Consider the following 20,281-nt stretch of genomic DNA (forward strand, 5'->3'; position numbering starts at 1 on the left):
CAGGTCAGCAGACAAAGGGTTGCTCGGTTGATGAAAGCTGCGAATATTCAGTCGAAAATAGTTAAGAAGTTCGTTATCACTACCAATTCAAGAAACACCAAAGCACCTTCCCCTGATCGCCTAAAAAGGAACTTCAAGGCGTCTGAGTCCAACATCTCTTGTGTAATGACTTTAAGTTTGCAAGTATTTGTGGTAGTATAAATGGTTATGACAAAAGAAATAGAATGCCGAGCCGCGAGGTCTAAAGACGCCAAAGATATGATTACCGTTCAATTCAAAGCGGTTCAATCTATCTCCAAAGAAGACTATGCCAAACAGGTTTTATCAGCATGGTCACCCAAACCAAACAGTCAAAGAATCCAGTGGTGGGCTGACTACATCAAAAACGACAATGTCCGCTGTTATGTCGCTACCAATGAGAACAGTAAAGTGTTGGGCGTGGGGGTTTATTTGATCGCTGAACAGTCGATTAAATCGTTGTATGTTGATCCGAAACATTCGGGCAAGGGTATTGGCTCACGTTTATTGAAACGAATGGAGCGGTTCGCTGACCGCAAAGATGCCGATAAACTTAAACTCAAAGCTTCGTTAAACTCAATTTCGTTCTATAAAAATATGGGTTATAAGAAAATCAAAGAAGCCAAACAAATACTCAGCAACGGCAGTACCATGGATGCGATGTCTATGGAAAAGGCGATTAATTAGCTCCCTCTGATCCAGTAATTATGACAGCAATGTCTGCGCGCTCAGATAAAATGTAGCGCGATCTTGTTGCGCTCAAGAGGGCGTGATTTGCGCAGCAGTGATGATTGGGCTAACATGCGTTTTTATTTTTATGACATTTTCCAAAGGAGTATAGGTATGTCAAAAATCTGTCTGTTATTATTCCTGTTAATTCAGCCTTTTTTCAGCACAGCCAAAGAGCCGGAGGTGCATGAGATCATTCCAATTGTGCAGATTGCGCCGCAGTATCCTCGTGTGGCCCTCATGGCCAGGATTGAGGGCGAGGTCAGTGTGGTCATGTCAATCAATGCCCAAGGTTCTGTTGACAGTGTTGAGGTTGCTGAAGCGCAGCCGCCCAGAATTTTTAATGATGCTGCAATCAACGCTGGTATGAAGTTTAAGTTCAAACCCAAAGTCATTGATGGGAAAGGGGTTCCCAGTCTGGCAAAAATTACATTTGTTTTTGAGTTACCAGAGCAACCAGCTGATGTTCATGTTGAAGCGGTGTTTGAATTATTAAAACCAAAACTCAATGAGATAAAGGTCCAGCCCAAGATGGTGGTGCTGGCCGATTCGGTGCAGATAAAGTCTACAATCAGACCCAAAAAAGTCAGTGAAGTACATGTGATGTTCGAGGATGATTTATTAGAACTCAAACCTCAACCACTGATCTGGGGAGGGGTAGATACTGCTGAGGAATTGGTACCTGATTTTGCGGAACAATTAGCCCTCAGAAAAGCTATGGTTGAGCAGCAGTATGCAGAACTGCCTGGGATGTACCAAAGGTTTCATCGCATTTACCACGCTAAAAGTCACCCACCAGTTTTGATTAACGCCGTTGATTCGGTGGATTTCACGCATATGGGTAATGGCTTTCCTGAAGAATACAGGTTAACCATTGATGAACAAGGTGATGTGATTAAATGGCGAGCTTTGCATAATAAGGTGATTAATAAAGCGCCAGCGATGGTTGAATTGGTTGATGAGTTCATGGCAACTCTGAAGTTTTTGCCGGCTTTGAAAAAACACCAAGCTGTAAAATCTAAAATTACTATTGGGTTTAACACGGTCTTAGCCACTGAGTTTGATGTGCATCAATTTGCGCAAAAAAATAACCGTCAACACGTTGCAGAGCAACCATGGGTGAAATTAGCCGCCATCATCAACCCTGACGGCACAGTGCATGCTGTGAAGGTGCTGGATTCATCTGAGCAAAGTTTTGAAGCCATGGCTGTTGAAGGACTTAAAGGTCAACTTTTTGGCAAAACAAAAGTCAAATGGCAAATGCAGGAATTGGTGGAGTTTGCGCCGAAAAACTAGGCATTGATTGTGTTGTGTTTTTCGGGGATGCCAATTAACACCGTACAGATGATCACGTTAATGAAGGGCGTGATGTTTATACAAGGTTATGGTCAATTCATGCCAAGTCCTCACGGCGGGTACTTCACTGAATGCATGAATGGTTTGATTTAAAAAAGCTTCGCAACTGGGTATTAAGTTGCGAAGCTTATGGTTAAGTACCGATTGCTTAAGGACAATCTCCTGAAATGCATACCTCTTCAGAATCCAGCGTTTTACAACGCAAACCAAGTCCGGTAATAACTTCGTTGTTACCCTCATCTTCGATGTACACCACTAATTTGGTGGCCAATGAGTCACCAGGACAATAGGCGGGTGTGCGCCAATTATCATCACAGTTAGGACGTTCAAATGTAGTTGGGTTGGAAATTCGGGTTAAGGTGTTATCACTCTCAACACGGGTGCGGTAGAGTTTTACGCCTTTGAGCCGGGTGTTGTTTTTGGTCTTGGAGTTACACACCGAGACACCACGGATGAACGTATCGTGTGAGGTGGTCAGTGTCGGTACAAACTTCTCCGAGCGACTGGTAGGGCCTCTGTTACCGCAGATGTCGATGTTGGCATGAGGTAACTCACGGGTGTTGTTAAGGATGTGGGCTTTTTCTGCTTGTATGAAGCAGGGGCGGTCACTGCGTTCGGCCATTTTGATGCGCTCAATGGCCAGAAACTCTCCTGCGGTGCCGATGGTTCGGGTGCGGTCGCCAGAAAAACCAGAGCGGGCCGGTACACTGTCCAACAAGTCCCCGTCCATGGATAAAACTACTTCCACCTCATAGCTGGAATCAGGGACGCCATCATTATCTGTGTCTTGAATTAAGGAAGGTTGAGCCGCTTCCTGCTGTAGCATGGCAGCCTTGATATCGGGCAGTGGTCCAATGCTGACACCTGCACCTTGTGGCGTGCCTGTTGATTTCAGCAGTTGGCCCATTTCATACCAATCCAGTGGTCCGCGTCCACGGGCCACCTGCCAGCCTTGGATGGCAGCCACAGCGCCTGCCACCACCGGTGTGGCGCTGGAGGTTCCATTGAAAGAGTTGGTGTACCATTGGATGTCGTCATTGCCATCAAAACGCAGGCCATTAGCACCATAACCCGTGGTGGTGACTGAATTACCATAGCCTTGAACATCCACTCGACTGCCATGGTTGGTCCAGCAAGTTGGGGTGTGGTTGTTATTTGGATCACCAGCGCCGATGAACAGGGCGCCTGAATCACGCACGTTGCGGTCAAAGCGGTCCTTATAACGACTGTTATCGAGGTTAACACTGCCATTTCCTGCTGCTTCTGCAACTATGATGCCGGCAGCTGATGCGGCATTGATCATGTCAAATTCTGCCTGCCAATATTCCATGGCAATGTAACCACATTGATCTTCATTGCAGTCACAATTGACATTGCCGGGTCCTTTGGCGTGTTGTTCAATCAACATCACATCACCTTCTGACATGTTAACCAGTCCCACAAAAACAGCCTCAGCGACATCATAATGCCCCCAAATGCCTTGGCCGCGACGTACTGAAACCACGCCACCAGAAGCATTAGGTACGATTCCGGTGACACCGGAGCCGTCCTCTTTGGCCAGCATGACGCCCATTACAGCGGTACCATGTTGGCCTTTATCGCCGGTTCGAATTCGACCATCAGTGATGAACATGGACGGTAAGTCTTCATGGTTCAGGTTCCAGCCACTTTCTATATCAACTATTTTTATTAACTCACCTTTGCCACCAGGCTGGTTCCAGGCATAAAGGGCATCGATTCCTTGTGGTGCTGGGTTCAGATAAGTTTGGCTGCCCTGCAAATTAGGCGTGGGCGGTGCCACATCGGCGTTTTCAGGCACTGGTGGTAGGTAAGCAATTTCGACAACATCTAAGGCGTTCAATCGATTGACCAGCTCAACCGCTGATGCCGTGTCTTTTACTTGTGCCCAATAATAATTGGCCAGATCAGCGCTTTGTTTGCGGGTCACGAACTCGGTGTTCTTCCGCAAACGTGAGAGCAGTTTGGTATCGTTTCCAAACAGCTTTCCAAAACCGACCAGTGGTGACTGGCTTAGGTGCTTTCTGGCCGCAGTGAGTTGTTTTCTTAACTTTCTGACCGACATTTTTTTCTGTTTAATCAGGTGTTGGTCGTATTCGTCATGCAAGCGATCCATCAAGACTGTCTTACTGATGCGGTCATTGATGGTTTTTATTTTCTGGTCGTTGTGTTCAATCCCAGGCATTGGTTTGATTCTGATTTTTGGCCCATCAATGAATTTAATCACCACCCGTTGTTTTTGTAGGCCTTCGCGATACAGACTCAATTTGGGCTTAATCACCGCAGCCTTTGGTTTGAGCTTGATGCGCTTTGTGGCTGGTAGCTTATTGGCTTTGAGCTTTTCTGTGACTGGAATTCGATCTATTTGGTTGGCTTGTGTGAAGCCACTGATGAACATCAATAAGATCAGTATCATGCTGTGATGGATGAATTCCCCTTGCTTTAAAAACTTCATGTTTTTTCTCCTTTTTTATGTTGATGCTGCAGCTCCAGTCCAGCAACCCTGCTGGTTTAATTCAGCAGTTTAAATTAATGCCACTGAATGGTTTCATTGGTGCCACAGTCACTTTCAGATTAGGGGAAAGTGTTATGAAAAACATGAAAAAGTTATGAAATAAACATGAAAATTAGATTTATATGTACAATTTAAATGCCTTAAGGCAGGTAAACATGCTGGTTTTGTAGTTTGATTGACTTAACCGCGGTTGTATTCAGCCATGAAGTGCAGGGTGAGGTGAGGCGTCAGCTTTAACAGGGTAACCAAAGCCGATACAGTCATCGGCTTTGGTTAAGTTTAACTTGAACTTACTTATTACCCAAGGAAGGCAGACGACCTGGTGTCCAGGGTGCACCGTATTCGCCCAGTTCTTCTTCGAACATCCTTAAGTCTGTTTCCAGCATGTGCATGGTTTTCAGTGCGGTTGAGAGCTGACCCGCTGCAATGCGCATGGAATCTTTGTAGTTGCCTGGGATGTCGGCTTGAGACTCAATCAAACCACCATACAAACTGCCCACACGTTGTGAGATGGACCAGGGCACGGCTTCTTGTCTAGATGCGATGGTGCTGTCACCCCACATTTTGACTTTTAAGTCTTGGACCCTTCCGGCCAAATATCTGGCAGTTTGGGCATGCTCCTCGGTAGCGGCTGTGGTCAGGTCTACGGCTTTGTACAGGTGTTTCAGGCGGTTATCCATTTCACGGAGTTTACCGCTGGCACCATCGGTTTTTCTTTGTAGTTCTGCCAGTTGTTTTTTGAAAGCCAATACAGCTTCAGGGTTGGCTGAAATTTCAGGGCTGTTGTCCATTGATTTTAAGCGGAAAGGCATGGCTTCACTCAAAGCACTTAATTCACCGCCTTGGCGTTTCATTAGCGTGGCGCGGTATTCACCCGGGATGGCCAAAGGGCCCATGGGTGGAGAGACCCAATAAGGCACGAAACCTGGTTTTCTCAAGCTAACCGCATCTGGTGCAGGGTAGCGCATGTCCCATTGAACCCGTTGAAAACCTTTGCTGTTTTTGGCCGGAACCCGACTGACCACATTGCCTTTGTCATCTTCGATCAGAACAAACACGCTGGGTGCTTCTTCGTTGTCCTCAGCACGTAACGCATCCCAAGAAGGATAGGGTGTGTTTTCGCCGGCTTTTTCTTTTTTAATTTCAGCACTGCGACGTTGTTTCTTCAACGACTTGAATGCGTCTTTCAAATGGTAAGAAATGGTGGCACCACCGGGTGGGTTAGGTGCGGTAAAGAAATCACTGCCGGATGAGCCTTTTTCACGGTCATCAAACTGATCACCTTCAATGTACAACCAAGCGTCTTTAACTGGGAAGACTGTGGCAGTCTCATTCAAGCTATCGGCTGCTGTTCTTAACGGCGTGTAGTCATCTAGGATATAAACACCACGTCCAAAAGTGCCAACGACCAAGTCGTTTTCACGCTGCTGAATGGCCAAATCACGCACCGCGATGGTAGGTAATTGTTTCAGCTCTACCCATGAATCGCCATCGTTTTGGCTGAAAAACACACCAAATTCAGTGCCCACAAACAATAAGCCTGGCTTCACATGATCCTCAACAATGGTGTGCGCTGAGCCTCGTTCAGGTAGGTTGTTGCTGATCAGTTTCCAGGATTTGCCTTGGTCGGTTGTTTTCAAAACATAAGGTTTATAGTCACCGCGTTTGTGGTTGCCTATGGTGGCATAAGCCACATCGGCGCTGTGGTGAGAAAACAGCACGTCTGAAACATAAGACATGTCAGGCACACCTCTGAATGATTTCACAGAACGCCAATTTTCACCGCCATCAGCAGAGACACTGATCACACCATCATCGCTGCCCGTCATCAGTAAGTCTGCTTGGACTGGGCTTTCGGTGATACCGATCAAACTGCCGTATTTCGAGGTTGAGACGTTTTTGGCAATGGTATCAACACTCCAAACACGATCCATTACTTCCAGTTCGTTGCGATCGATTTGTTGGGTCAGGTCAGGGCTGATGATTTGCCATGAGTCACCACGATCATCAGAGCGGAACAGTTTTTCAGCACCATAATACAAGCGGGTGCTGTTGTGCGGGCTGAGCAGCAGCGGTGCGTTCCAGTTCCATTTGTATGCCGGTTCATCAGCACCAGGGTGTGGGGCGATATAAACCCGCTCCATGGTGCGGCGGTCGTATCTGGCCAAGCCACCGTATTGGTATTGGGCATAAATGATATTGGGGTCATTGGGATCGAACTGGGGTTCATAGCCATCACCGCCCAGAATGATGTGCCAGTCGGCATTGGTGATGCCGTGGATGTCGTTGGTGCGAGAAGGCGCACACAGCGAGTTGTTGTCCTGGGTGCCGCCACAGACATTATAAAATGGTTCGGCATTGTCGGGTTCGATGCGGTAGAACTGTGCGATTGGCAGGTTTTGGACGTGGCGCCATGTTTGGCCGCGGTCCCAAGTTTCGTAAATACCACCATCACCACCGATGTATAAATGTTCGGTGTTATCTGGGTCAATCCACAAGGCATGATCATCCACGTGCCTGAATTTCAAAGACAAAGGCTTCCAGGTTTTACCGCCATCCTCGGTGATGTTGGTGAAGGTGTTCATGGAATAAACCCGGTCTGGATTATGTGGGTCTACAATCAGTTCATTGTAGTATTGGGGGCTGTTGGTCATATAACTGGACTGCTTGTGCCAGTTCTGGCCAAAATCCAGTGAGCGGTATACGCCTTTTTCTTTGTCATTTGCCTCGATGATGGCGTAAACGGTTTTGGGGCTGGATGGCGCGTTGGCCAGACCAATGCGACCCATGTTGTCTTTGGGTAAGCCAGCGGTGATTTCAGTCCAGGTTTCGCCGCCATCGGTGGTTTTATGGATGCCGCTGCCAGGTCCACCATTGATTAGGGTCCAGACATGGCGTCGGCGTTGGTATGAACTGGCTATGATGTGATCGAAATTATCAGGATCAATTACGAATTCATTGACACCGGTATATTTGTCGATTTCTAGGATGCGGTCCCAACTCTCGCCACCATCGGTGGTTTTATACAGGCCGCGATCACCGCCGTTACTCCACAGAGGGCCTTGTGCTGCCACCAGCACGGTGTCTGAATCTTCTGGATGAATCCATATTTGGGAAATGTGGTTGGAGTTTTTTAAACCCATGTTTTTCCAGGTTTTACCGCCATCAGTGGTTTTATAAACGCCATCACCATAGGCGACACTGCGTTGCGAGTTGTTTTCGCCTGAACCGACCCAAATAATCAGCGGGTTATTTTGGTCAATTTCAATGGTGCCCAAAGAATAAGAGCCCTGGTGTTCAAAGATGGGTTCCCAAGTGATGGTGTTGTTGCTGGTTTTCCATAAGTTACCAGAGGATGTGGCGACGTAAAACTCATGTTTCTTGGTTGGGTGAAAAGCAAATTCTGAGATGCGCCCAGATATCATCGCCGGTCCAATGTTGCGCAGTGGCATGTTGGCCAGTGGGTGCGTTGTTTCTTTGGCTTTGGCTTTGGCTTGGGTCAGGGTAGGTAGACCACTGATGAACACCATGGCCACGCTCAGCCACAATACATGAATTATTTTATTCATAGGAATCCTCTTTGTCATGGTTGTTTTAACAGTAATCTATCATAACTCAAATTCGACTTAATCTGCTAGCAGTCACCACAGACAAGCCCAAAAATATCAAGTCATTGATTACTTTCCCAATGGGGTAAAAATTGTTCTGAAAATCATGCCATTCATAGTATTATTTATTTCATGGCAATTTATTCGTTTGGTTCATTCCAACTCAACACCGAGACCATCAAGCTAAATCGTGGCAATCAAGAAATTGAGCTTGAGCCACAAGTATTCAATGCCTTGTTGTACTTGATTGAAAATCATCGGCGGGTGGTTACCAAAGATGAGCTGTTTGATGAATTGTGGCAAGGTCGAACCTTGACCGATAATGTGATTACCAGGATCATTTATGAATTGAGAAAAGCCATTGATGATAAAGCAAACAAAGATTCTGTCATCAGAACAGTCAGGGGCAAGGGGTATCAGTTTGTTGCAGCGGTCACTGAAGTTGAGTCCAGTGATGCTGTGGTTCCAGCAACGTCATCTGGCTTGAAAGCCAAAACATGGACTGCACCTATTTTTTCATTAGCAGCTTTGGGTGTCTTGGTGTTTGGTTATTGGGCGCTTTATGCTGAAAAGGATGGCATCAATAAATCAGAACAATCAAGTGCTGGGGCGCTTTCAATCAATACCAAAAACCAGGCCTATCAAATTCTGTCTGTGCTGCCGATAGAAATCAATTCAGGCAATGATGAATTGGAGATGCTGGTGCAATCGTTGATTGATTATTTGATTCATCAGTTGGGTCAAAATTTTAATATGAAAGTCATCCACCCTGACAGCTTGGTCAGTATGGGTGAACAAGTGGAAGACTTATACGCCATACAAGAGGCCACCCGGTCTAATTTTCTGATTCAGGGGTTCATTGAATCCAACAGTGCCAAAATCGTAAATTTACATTTGACCTTGCACAAATTGAATCAAGACGGCACCCTAACGCCGTTTCCTTTGGGTGCTTTTGAATTTCCTTATCCCAATGATGTAAAGGAGCTGAATGCCTTGTATAAACAACGCAAAGTGACCGTCAGGAGTATTGTCGAAATCATCAAGCCAGGCTTAACGCTTAATCAAGACGATCATTTTGAGACTGATGACCCCGAAGCTTATCGATTGGTGATAGCGGCACACCACATGTCGCGCTCGGATCAATGCGATGACATGAAACGGGCCGAAGAATTGTTACTCAAAGCGGTAGCAAGGGACGATGAATTTGTGTATGCCTATTTGCAGTTGTTCATGAATTACTACAAAAGGGTTTGGATATGTGGCGAATCAACTGACTACCATGCCAAAGGCTTGGTGATGGCTGCGGTGGTGGATCGATTGGCACCAGATAAATTCCAAGCCATGGACATGCGCCGAAGCACCATTTTGGTTGAGTCTAACCAAGTCGAAGAAGCCTATGAGTTTTCCAAGCAAGCTGACTGGAATAACCCCAGCGACATTTACGACATGTCATACAGCCTGCGCTATGCTGGATTTTTGGACATGTCGAGTGAAAATATAGACAGAATTCTTCAGCTGGATCCGTTTTTCTTCAGTGAAAAGCCCATTCAACATGCACCTAATACTTTGCTGTACCAAAACCGATTCAGTGAGCATTTGGCCTTGTTGGCGGAACCCGGTAGTGCCTATCATGATTATTTTCGTGCCTTGAATTTATACCTCAATGATGAATCGAAGCAAGCCCAAAAAATTCTAGAGGGCGTAGTCAAAAGAACACCGGAAGATTTATTCGGCCGTTATTCGCAAGCCCTGTTGTATGTGGTCGTTGCGGATCATGCGGCAGCAGTAGCTACCATTGATGGCATCAATCAGCTCAGAACGACACAAAAACACACCGATGGTGAAATGACTTATAAGTTAGCACAGCTCTATGCCATGGCTGGATCAACCGAGCAAGCCATAAAGCAGTTTCAACAGGCTGTTGATCAAGGTTTTTTTCCAATGAATTACTTTTTGATAGACCCAGCTTTGATGTCACTTCGTGATCACCACCAATTCAACCCAATCATCAAACAAGCAACCCAGCGGCACCTGGCCTTTGCTCAGCGCTTTGGCTTAACTCCTGAGGCTGCCAAGGCAAACAAATAATTCACTCAATGCTGAAAATTCAATGGATGTTAAAAATTCATTGGATAAGACATCCTCAAGTTTTCATCACCAAACCATGAGCCCAGCATCATTTTTATCAGCACTGTAATTCCTAACATATACACAGGTTTGAAAAACCCATGTTCAATTTTGTTTTATTTATTTGAAAGGAATTATTATGAAAAAGAGACCGCAGACAGCAGGGTTGTTGACCGTACTTTTAATTGGCGCTCTGGCTGGCCAAAACACCCATGCAACGAAAACCCAACACAATGCAATCAAAGCCATTGAGGGATCGAATTTTTTGGACTTGGATACTGTAATCAGCATTTATGCAACAGCAGAGGATGATGAGTTTGGGTATGCTTTGGCCAATGGTGATTATGACAATGATGGTTATGATGATCTGGCTGTGGGGATTCCACGATATGACTTAGAGGTTTTGGGTACACCCATTGAGAACACGGGTGCTGTCATGATCATTTATGGTACGGCTGGCGGGTTGGGCAGCAGAACCCAGCTCATTTATCAAAGCTTTGATCAAGCGCAAGATGGTATAGAGGAAAACGATTTATTTGGTCGCGCCCTGACCACCGGTGATTTCAATGGTGATGACATTGATGACTTAGCTGTTGGGGTACCATTTGAAGACGTGTTCAGTGTATCGCCAGTTCTCAATGCAGGTGTGGTGAATGTGTTTTATGGCGCCAAATCTGGTTTTGGTAATGAGTCGTTGTTGATTCGACCCGGGTTACCAGGACAACCTTCTGTGGGGGTTGAGAGCAATGATCAATTTGGTACCGCACTGGCAGCTGGTGATTTTGATGCCGATGGCTTTGATGATTTGGTGGTGGGTGTGCCCTTGGAAGATTTTGGCACAGACAATGACATCGATAATGCCGGTTCAGTGGTCATTTATTATGGTTCAGCAGCCGGTGTAGACTTAGACAGCAGGCAGGGTTATAGTCAAAACACAGCATCAATTGAAGACAGTGTGCAGGAGGGTGATCTATTTGGCTGGAGTTTGGCTACTGGGTATTTTGATAACGACCAGTATGCGGATTTGGCTATTGGTGTGCCGGGTGAGGACATTGATGGTGAATTCAATGCAGGCATTGTGCAAATTATTGAAGGCTCGGCGTCTGGCCTGACCTCTAATGATTATATCCGCTCGCAAGAAGGTCCAGTCAGCGGTATTTTTGAGGCTGGCGATGAGTTTGGCCATGCTTTGTCAGCTGGTGACATCAATAACGATGGCTTTGATGATTTGGCGGTTGGGGTTTGGCGTGAGGATGCCAATGCCAGTGGCTTGGTTGATATTGGCGGGGTCAACATCCTCTATGGAGACACCAATTCGCTATCTGAAGAAGGCAGCCAATTTATTTCACAAAATAACAGCAGTGTTTTGGGTACTGCAGCCAATAGCGATGAATTTGGTTCTGCTGTCTTGTTGGTCGATCTAAATGATGATGGTTTTGCTGACTTGGTGGTTGGTACACCGGAGGACATCAGTTTCAATGACGATGCTGTGGTGGACAATGCTGGCAGCATCAATATCTTGTATGGTAACGCCGCAGGCATCAGCCTCAATGGTGATGAATACCGCCAGTCTCGTGACGTGGATTCAAGTCAAAACATAGGTAGCTTGTATGGCAGGGCGCTGACAGCCGGTCAATTCAATGGCTTCGTTGGGCTGGCAGTTGGTGTGCCAGGTTGGCAGTCTGGTGATGGTGATGTTGAGGCTGGCGCCGTCGATGTGCTTGATTTTACCCGTGCTGATTTGATTTTTGCAGATGGCTTCGAAGACACATCGTTTTCAGCAGAATGAGTAGAGAGCCAGTGAACAGCTCTCAGTATAACTATAAAGTGAGGGCTGTTTTGCTGGGTGATTCAATCAAATGAGGAAGTTATGATGATGAAAGATTCAACCCTAAAAGTTCCGGTAAATATACCATTCGTTCACTTCGGTTCATTGTTGTTGTCGTTGTTATTATTAATGTTTTGCCCCTTGGTAGCTGTTGCTAAAAGCAAACAATTCAGCAATAAATTGAATCAAGACATACTCAAATCACAAAGTTTTGATCAATTGAGTACAGTGATTGCAACCAGGCCTGCGGGCGAATTCATCAGCCTGGGCGCTGATGGGGACTGTGAATTGAATGTGGCATCAAGCAGCCTCCAGCAGGCGATTGATACCGGAGTGGCAGAAATCAGGGTGGCATCAAATGGTACTTACCTTGAGAACATCTCAATCGATAACCAAAGCGTGGTAATCAGAGGTGGGTTTACTGATTGTGCCGCAGCCAACAGCAACAGCCAAACAAGCAATGATTTAACGGTTATTGATGGAGCCAATATGACCGCCCCAGTGATTCACATCTCAGGTGTTACCAAAGGCCAAAGACAGGTGGTTAGGTTAGAAAACTTGAGGTTAGAAAATGGGACCTCCTCCAATGCGGTTAACGGCGGTGGTTTATCTTTGGATGAAACTGATTTGGAGTTACAGCTGTTGCGGGTTTTAATCATTAACAATGATGGAACTTTTGGTGCTGGGATGAATGTGGATGGCGGCATTGGTGTGAATGCCGCTGAACTTGATGTTTTTGGTCAAGATGTGGTGGTTGTCGAAAACACATCCAGTGCAAGTGCAGGCGGCCTTTTATGTATCGGTTTAGCAGATGTAACCTTCACAGGTATGAGTTTGGTGGTGAATAATTCAGCAGTCAATTCAGCGGCTGGCATTTCTATGCGGAATGGTTGTGAAATCAGTTTCTACAGTGAGCTGTTTGCGGGCTCCTTAACCGGATTTGCTGGCATCATTGGCAATTCTGCTAACAACGATGCCGGTGGTGTATTTGCTACTTTGGGGGCGAAGCTCTATTTATTCGGTCAAAAAATGTGTGTTGATGACAATTGTTTAGGCTCTAATCAACAACCAATCACTGTTATTAATAATGTGGCTGATGAGGATGATAATGCTGACGGTGATGGTGGTGGGATATACCTGCAAGAATCTGGCTTTCAAACTGAAGCGTATGGCAACGGTGTGGTGATTGATGGCAATACAGCTGGTGGTCATGGTGGAGGCGTTTTTATTGGTGGCAATGCCAAGTTCACGGTTGAAAGACAAGTGGGAGGGTGTTGGAATAAAGACCGATGTAACCACATCATAGCCAATACATCGGGCGATGATTCTGGCCGAGGAGGTGCTTTTTATGTATCTGATGGAGGCGTGTTAAATATCAGACAAAGTTATTTAGAGGAGAATCGTGCTGATTTTGGCACAGCCATTTATGCCACAGGTCAAACAGCAGCCGTGTTTGTTGAAAGCAGTATTTTTAATGACAATGGCGATGGGGGCATTGACGGCTTTTCAGATTTTGGGGTGATCAGTGCTTTTGATGGTGCTGCCACAGATCTGCGTCACGTTACCATTGCAGACAATGAATCAGCCAGCAGTGTGTTTGGTGTTGGTCCGACCGGTGATTCCTCTTTAACTTTATTGAATTCGATTGTTCATGATCCCGGTTCTGGTAACTTATTTGGTCCAGATAATGGCCCCATATCTATCAATTGTTTGATCGCTCATGAGGCCAATTCATACCTTGGTGGTCAAGTTTCTGTGCTTGATCCAGGTTTTGTCGATCGTTTGGCTGGTGACTTTCACCTCAGTTCTGATTCATTTGCGATTGATCTGTGCGATGGTATTGCTTTGACTCAGCTATTGGACATAGATGTTGAAGCCAGAGGCTGGGATGACCCAACGCAAATCAATGCCAGTGGCACGCATGTATTAGATGCAGGTGCTGATGAAAGTTACGCCAATGACATCATTTTTGCGGACAGTTTTTAATTTGAAAGCATAAAAAAACCCTGCTTGAGCAGGGCTTGGGGAGACGTGGCTGGTTCAAACCAGCCACTTTTTTACCTCGGTCCTTAAGTGGTTGCTTTTGGAATCCTGATTGATTCAACCAACTCTTGGATTTCTGCTGGTGGTGGGGCAGTGACTTTACTGACCACAAAGGCCACCACAAAGTTAAGGATCATACCCAAAGTACCTATGCCCTCAGGTGAGATACCAAACCACCAATGTTCGGCGTTGTTCAACTCTACGTTCAGGGTTTTGAAGTAGATGATATAACTCAAAGTGAAGACAATACCAACAACCATGCCAGCAATCGCACCGGCTTTGTTGGCTCGTTTGGAGAAAATGCCCATCAAGATAGCAGGGAATAGGGATGAGGCTGCCAAGCCAAAAGCCAATGCCACCACTTGGGCCACAAAGCCTGGCGGATTGGCGCCCAAGTAACCGGCCACGATAATGGCAAATGCGGCAGCAACACGTCCCACCATCAGTTCTTTCTTCTCTGAGATGCTTGGCATCAACATGCCTTTGACCAAATCATGAGAAATGGCTGCTGAAATTACCAGCAATAATCCCGCAGCGGTTGACAGCGCGGCGGCAATACCACCAGCAGCAATCAATGCAATGACCCAGTTGGGTAATTGGGCAATTTCTGGATTGGCCAATACCATGATGTCGCGATCCACTTTTAATTCATTGCCTTGCCAGCCATAACTTTCAGCGGTGGCTTTGAAGTCTTGGTTTTTGTCGTTGTAGTACTGAATGCGGCCATCGCCATTTTTATCATCAAATGCCAACAAGCCCGTTTTTTCCCAAGTGGCGAACCAGTCGGGTTTTTTACTGTATTCCAAATTGCCAGCCACTGAGCCCACAGCGCCCGGTTGAATGGTTTCAATCAAGTTCATGCGGCCCAAAGCGCCCACAGCTGGAGCGGTGGTATAAAGGATGGTGATGAAGAACAGGGCCCAAAAAGCCGATTTTCTGGCATCAGCCACCTTAGGCACAGTAAAGAACCTAACAATCACATGCGGCAGACCAGCAGTACCAACCATCAATGCGGCAGTAATAAAAAACATGTCTACAGTACTCTTAGCACCATCGGTGTAGGCAGTAAAGCCCAAGGATTGAACCACATTATCTAGTTTAGTCAGTAAATACATGCCTTCACCAGTCATTTCGCTGCCAAAAGCAAGTTGTGGTACTGGGTTACCCGTGGCTTGGATGGAGATGAATATGGCTGGTACCATGTAGGCAAAAATCAACACACAGTATTGTGCCACTTGGGTGTAAGTGATGCCCTTCATGCCGCCTAAAACCGCATAGAAAAACACAATGCCCATACCAATGATCAAACCAGTGACAATTTCTACTTCTAAAAAGCGTGAGAACACAATACCCACGCCGCGCATTTGGCCAGCTACGTAGGTGAATGAGATGATGATCAAACAAATCACTGCCACTATCCGCGCCGTTTTTGAATAATACCGATCACCAATGAATTGTGGTACCGTGAATTTTCCAAACTTACGTAAGTAGGGTGCCAATAACAGCGCCAGCAGCACATAACCGCCGGTCCAACCCATCAAATAAACCGAGGCATCATAACCAGCAAAAGCGATGATACCTGCCATTGAGATGAACGATGCGGCTGACATCCAATCGGCCGCAGTGGCCATGCCGTTGGCAATCGGGTTAACACCTTTGCCAGCAATGTAAAAATCACCGGTGCTTTTGGCCTTTGACCAAATCGCAATGGCGATGTACAAAGCGAAAGAGAGAACAACAACGGTTATGGTTAAAGTCTTTAATTCCATGATTATTCCTCCACCCCAAATTTCTTATCGAGCTTGTTCATGCCCCTGACATAAACTGCAATAAGAATTAAAAAGACATAGAGTGCACCTTGTTGTGCCATCCAGAAGCCCAATTTGAAGCCAGCGAATTGAATTTGGTTGAGTTCATCAACAAAAACAATGCCGCACAAAAACGAAACAATGAACCAAATGGATAACAACAACCCCATCAATTTGAGGTTGGCTTTCCAGTAGTTAGCATGATTGCTATTTGTAGACATGTGATCCTCTTTTTAAATGAATTAGACCTAATGTAACAAAAGCACTGAACAATTAAACTTAGACTTTGGTCTACGTGCTGCGGGCAGGATATCGTACTTGATCATTATTTTTTTGCTGGCGATTGTGCTGCCATGTATTTTATTTTGGTTTTTTCGCTCAAAAGCATCTTTACTTGATAGAATAATCTCATGAAATCAGCTGCTTGCCTGAATAAGCTCAACCAAAATCATGTTCACTGAATATGCGGTTTACATCATATTGGTGCTGTATATGGCACTGATGTATGGCATTGCCCGTTGGGGTGATGGGCTGAACATACAGCACAAACCTCGTTTGCGCAGTTGGGTTTACGGTTTATCCTTAGGGGTTTATTGCACCTCATGGACGTTTTTCGGTGCTGTGGGTACGGCTGCCAGTAAGGGCTGGGATTTTTTGCCGATATACCTTGGGCCGCTGATTTTGTTTACAGTCGGCTGGCCATTGGTGGTGAAAATCATCACCTTAAGTAAAGCCAACAACATCACTTCAGTGGCTGATTTCATTGCCAGTTTGTATGGCAAATCTCGGCGGGTGGCGGTGTTGGTGACAATCACTGCAGTGGTGGCTTCTATTCCATACATTGCTTTGCAGTTAGAGGCCATTACCGCCAGCATCGACGTCATCAGTGAACAAGCTGATCACAGTGGCTCAAATGATTTTTACAGTGCTTTATTAATCACGGTGTTGTTGGCATTTTTTTCCACCATATTTGGTACCCGCAAGTTGGATGTGACTGAACACCACCGCGGTTTGATGCTCTCCATAGCTTTTGAATCGGCTTTGAAATTGTTGGCGTTTGTGGCAGTTGGGTTGTTTGTGGTGTTTGTGTTGTTCAAGGAGCCCCAAGCAGTCATCGCGCACGGCATGGCAGACCCTAAAGTAGCCGGTGGGCCAGTCCTTTCAATCAATTTTATGGCTCAGTCGATGTTGGCATTGATGGTGTTTATGTGTTTACCGAGACAGTTCCATGTCACCGTGATTGAAAATGAGAGCCGAACAGATTTGGGTAAAGCCAGATTGATTTTTATCCTTTATTTACTGTTGTTTACCCTGTTTGTGATACCCATCGCCTTGGCAGGTAGTGAATTTTTGGGTCAAAGTAGCCGGGCTGATTTGTATGTGTTGCAGCTACCGATGTATTACCAACAATCAGGTCTGACCTTGTTGGTGTTTTTAGGTGGTCTGGCGGCTGCCACAGGCATGGTCATCATCGCCACCATCGCTTTGAGTACCATGGTCAGTAACGATTTGATTTTGCCGCTGTATTTGCGTTTCAATCATTATCACTTGAAACACAAAGACGGCCTGCAACGGGTGGTGCTGTGGTCCCGCAGGGTCAGTATATTTGCCATCAGTTTCGCAGCTTTGGTGTTTTATGGCTTGGCGCATGATAATGTGCCCCTGGCGGCCATGGGTAATTTATCCTTTTTATTGATGGTGCAATTTGCGCCAGCCATATTGTTGGGCATTTACTGGCAAAGGTCGAATAAACAAGCCGCTTTCATGGGCATGTTGGCGGGCGTTTGTGCTTGGTTTGTGATGGTCTTCTTTCCGGCGCCCATGGTTGGGGTTGCACAGACTGAATACGGTATTTTAACCAGCATGCTCCAACTGACCAGTGATCAACCGCCTATTTTTAAATTGTTTGGTGTGTCGGTATTGAGCAACATCGCCATGCACGTAGTTTATGCTTTTATTTCTGGGTGGCTAAAACAGCCGCGGCGAGTGAATCGAACTGTGGATGCTGCCGCTGTCAGAGATGACTTGATTGTGGCTGATTTGAAGCAACTGGTTGCTCGCTTGGTTGGGGAAGGTTTTGCCAATATATCATTCAATGAATTTGCGCAAGATTTGAACCATGAGCTCAGTGATGAAGAGACTGCCAGCCCACAGCTGATTCAATTCACCGAGACTTTACTGGCAGGATCAATCGGTTCATCATCTGCACGAGCCGTGATGACCGCAATGTTACAAAGTAAAGGTTTGGCGGTGAATGAAATACTTGGACTTTTGGATCAGACCACCCAAGCGATTCAATTCAATCGCTCCCTGACTGAGGCGACATTGGATAATATCTCCCAAGGTGTCAGTGTGGTCGATGATAATTTGCGGTTGATTGCTTGGAATAAGCAGTACATTGAATTGCTAGAATATCCTGCAGATTTTATCAAGCGAGGTATGCCAATTGAACATGTGTTGCGGTATAACCTCAAACGCGGCCTGATGCCTGCCGCAGAGAGTCAGCAGGAAATTGAAAAACGTTTGGTGTTGTTGCGACAAAGGCGCAGTTATCAAACAGAACGTGCCTTCGATAATGGCAGGGTGTTACAAATTGAGGGTCACCCCATGCCCAATGGCGGTTACGTTACCACATACAGCGATGTGACCCAATACAAGGCAGCCCAAGAAAAATTGATTGAAAGCCAAAAACAGATCCAACTTTACACCGATAATTCACCGGCGATGTTGGCTTACTTGAGTAAGCAACAACGCATCATGTTCGTTAATAAGGCCTATGAACAGTTTATGGGACGTGAGCGCACCGAGTTGGTTGGGTCATCCTTAGCTGAGTTATTTGATGAAACGGAATTGGCCAAACGTGAGCCCTATCTGCGCGCTGCTTTCGGCGGTGAAACCATGAGCTTTGAGATGTCCTTGGCTGATTATCAGGGTCAAGAGCACTTTATTCTGGGTACTTATGTACCTGATTGGCAACAAGACCAAGTTAATGGGGTGTTTGTGATCATGCAAGACATAAGCACCAGGCGCAAGGCAGAACTTGAGTTGAAACAAGCCAAAGTTAATTTGGAGCAGCGAGTAGAACAGCGAACTGAAGCTTTGTCCATTGCAACAGAGCAAGCACAACAAGCCAATTTAAGCAAAACCAAGTTCATCGCAGATGCCAGCCATGATTTGTTACAACCATTCAATGCAGCCCGCTTATTCACCTCAATTTTGCGCGAACAAAGTGACCAACTGGAACCTGATGTGGCTGAGACTGTCTATAACCTAGATCATTCGCTGCGAGCAGCGGAAAACATGCTCAGTGCGTTGTTGGATATTGCGCAGTTTGATGCTGGGGGTGTGCAGATCAATCAAACCGATTTCTCACTGAATCAGCTGCTACAACAGTTGGCCGCTCAGTATCACCCCAGGGCGGCCAAAAAAGGACTTGATCTGCGGGTACATGAGGTTGATTTTTGGCTCAAAACCGATGAAAAGTTACTTTATCGGGTGTTACAAAACTTAGTCAGTAATGCCATTCGTTATACTGAAAAGGGCGGGGTGTTGGTTACGGCTCGGCGACACCAAGGGCAAATACAATTGTGGGTGATTGATACCGGTGTCGGTTTGAATGATGATGAGCAAATTGAAATATTTAATGAATTCAAGCGTTTAAACAAAGTTGCTCAGGAACAGGACAAAGGATTGGGTCTGGGTTTGAGCATTGTTGATCGCATCGTCAAACAACTGGGTTTAGCTTTGACCATCAGGTCAGTTCCTGGGCGTGGTTCATCTTTTGTGGTCACACTAGAGGAAGCAGTAGCACAGCAGTCCGGTGAGTTGGAGCCAACCAATGTGGCGACGTCTGGGCCTGTGGTGGCGGCGCAAAAACAAGTTTTGTGCATAGATAATGAACCTCAAATCCTCAAAGGCATGCAGCAGCTGTTAACCGGATGGGGAATGGGTGTGCAGTGTGTTGAGGGCTCGGTCGGGGCGATGGCTTTACTTGAGGCGGGCATGCGGCCAGATTTGTTGTTGGTTGATTATCAGTTGAATGATGAATTGGGTACCGATGTGGCCTCATCGTTGTTGCAACAGTTGCAATTAAATTGTCCGGTTGTTTTAATCACCGCTAACCATTCAGAGGCGCTGAAAACAGCAGCCAAGCAGGCTGGTTATCACTTGCTATTAAAACCGATCAAACCCATCAAACTCAGGCAAATGATCAATCAATTATTGCATTGAG

10 protein-coding genes and 1 pseudogene are annotated in these 20,281 nt (G+C 46.0%); 7 read left to right on the top strand and 4 right to left on the bottom strand.

Annotated features, from left to right (window positions below):
- The 3 genes and pseudogenes from QNI24_RS13405 to QNI24_RS13415 form a co-directional block, all read left to right on the top strand.
- Positions 1–201, top strand: a pseudogene (locus QNI24_RS13405) (hypothetical protein); the annotation flags it as partial.
- A 6-nt stretch (positions 202–207) separates the two neighbouring features.
- A complete protein-coding gene (locus QNI24_RS13410; protein WP_267177405.1) occupies positions 208–705 on the top strand; it encodes a GNAT family N-acetyltransferase in 498 nt (165 codons plus the stop codon).
- Between the two features lie 156 nt (positions 706–861).
- Entirely contained in the window at positions 862–2,043 is a 1,182-nt protein-coding gene (locus QNI24_RS13415; protein WP_267177404.1) for an energy transducer TonB, read from the top strand.
- A gap of 208 nt (positions 2,044–2,251) precedes the next feature.
- Here the strand turns inward: QNI24_RS13415 and QNI24_RS13420 are convergent, their stop codons facing one another.
- Positions 2,252–4,576 carry a S8 family peptidase gene (locus tag QNI24_RS13420; protein WP_267177403.1) on the bottom strand — a complete coding sequence of 775 codons (2,325 nt, stop codon included), beginning with the start codon at positions 4,574–4,576 and terminating at the stop codon, positions 2,252–2,254.
- 350 nt (positions 4,577–4,926) lie between these two features.
- On the bottom strand, positions 4,927–8,205 hold the full coding sequence (locus QNI24_RS13425) for a WD40/YVTN/BNR-like repeat-containing protein (RefSeq protein ID WP_267177402.1): 3,279 nt from the start codon (positions 8,203–8,205) through the stop codon (positions 4,927–4,929).
- Positions 8,206–8,376: 171 nt separating this feature from the next.
- Between QNI24_RS13425 and QNI24_RS13430 the strand changes: the two genes are divergently transcribed.
- The 3 genes from QNI24_RS13430 (at position 8,377) to QNI24_RS13440 (ending at position 14,185) form a co-directional block, all read left to right on the top strand.
- Positions 8,377–10,332, top strand: a complete 1,956-nt coding sequence (locus QNI24_RS13430) for a winged helix-turn-helix domain-containing protein (protein ID WP_267177401.1) — start codon at positions 8,377–8,379, stop codon at positions 10,330–10,332.
- Positions 10,333–10,510: 178 nt separating this feature from the next.
- On the top strand, positions 10,511–12,160 hold the full coding sequence (locus tag QNI24_RS13435) for an FG-GAP repeat protein (protein WP_267177400.1): 1,650 nt from the start codon (positions 10,511–10,513) through the stop codon (positions 12,158–12,160).
- 84 nt (positions 12,161–12,244) lie between these two features.
- Positions 12,245–14,185, top strand: coding sequence for a hypothetical protein (locus tag QNI24_RS13440; RefSeq protein ID WP_283708742.1), 1,941 nt, complete (start codon positions 12,245–12,247; stop codon positions 14,183–14,185).
- 83 nt (positions 14,186–14,268) lie between these two features.
- Here the strand turns inward: QNI24_RS13440 and QNI24_RS13445 are convergent, their stop codons facing one another.
- Both QNI24_RS13445 and QNI24_RS13450 read right to left on the bottom strand, forming a co-directional pair.
- Positions 14,269–16,011: a sodium:solute symporter family protein gene (locus QNI24_RS13445; RefSeq protein ID WP_267177398.1), complete on the bottom strand. Its 1,743-nt coding sequence runs from the start codon at positions 16,009–16,011 to the stop codon at positions 14,269–14,271.
- A gap of 2 nt (positions 16,012–16,013) precedes the next feature.
- Complete coding sequence (locus QNI24_RS13450; RefSeq protein WP_267177397.1) at positions 16,014–16,271, bottom strand: DUF4212 domain-containing protein; 258 nt, start codon at positions 16,269–16,271, stop codon at positions 16,014–16,016.
- A 229-nt stretch (positions 16,272–16,500) separates the two neighbouring features.
- Here QNI24_RS13450 and QNI24_RS13455 point away from each other — a divergent pair, with 229 nt between their 5' ends.
- Positions 16,501–20,280 carry a hybrid sensor histidine kinase/response regulator gene (locus tag QNI24_RS13455; RefSeq protein ID WP_267177396.1) on the top strand — a complete coding sequence of 1,260 codons (3,780 nt, stop codon included), beginning with the start codon at positions 16,501–16,503 and terminating at the stop codon, positions 20,278–20,280.
- Position 20,281 lies beyond the last annotated feature (1 nt).

Source organism: Marinicella marina, from assembly GCF_030065545.1.
In the GTDB taxonomy this organism is placed as follows: domain Bacteria; phylum Pseudomonadota; class Gammaproteobacteria; order Xanthomonadales; family Marinicellaceae; genus Marinicella; species Marinicella marina.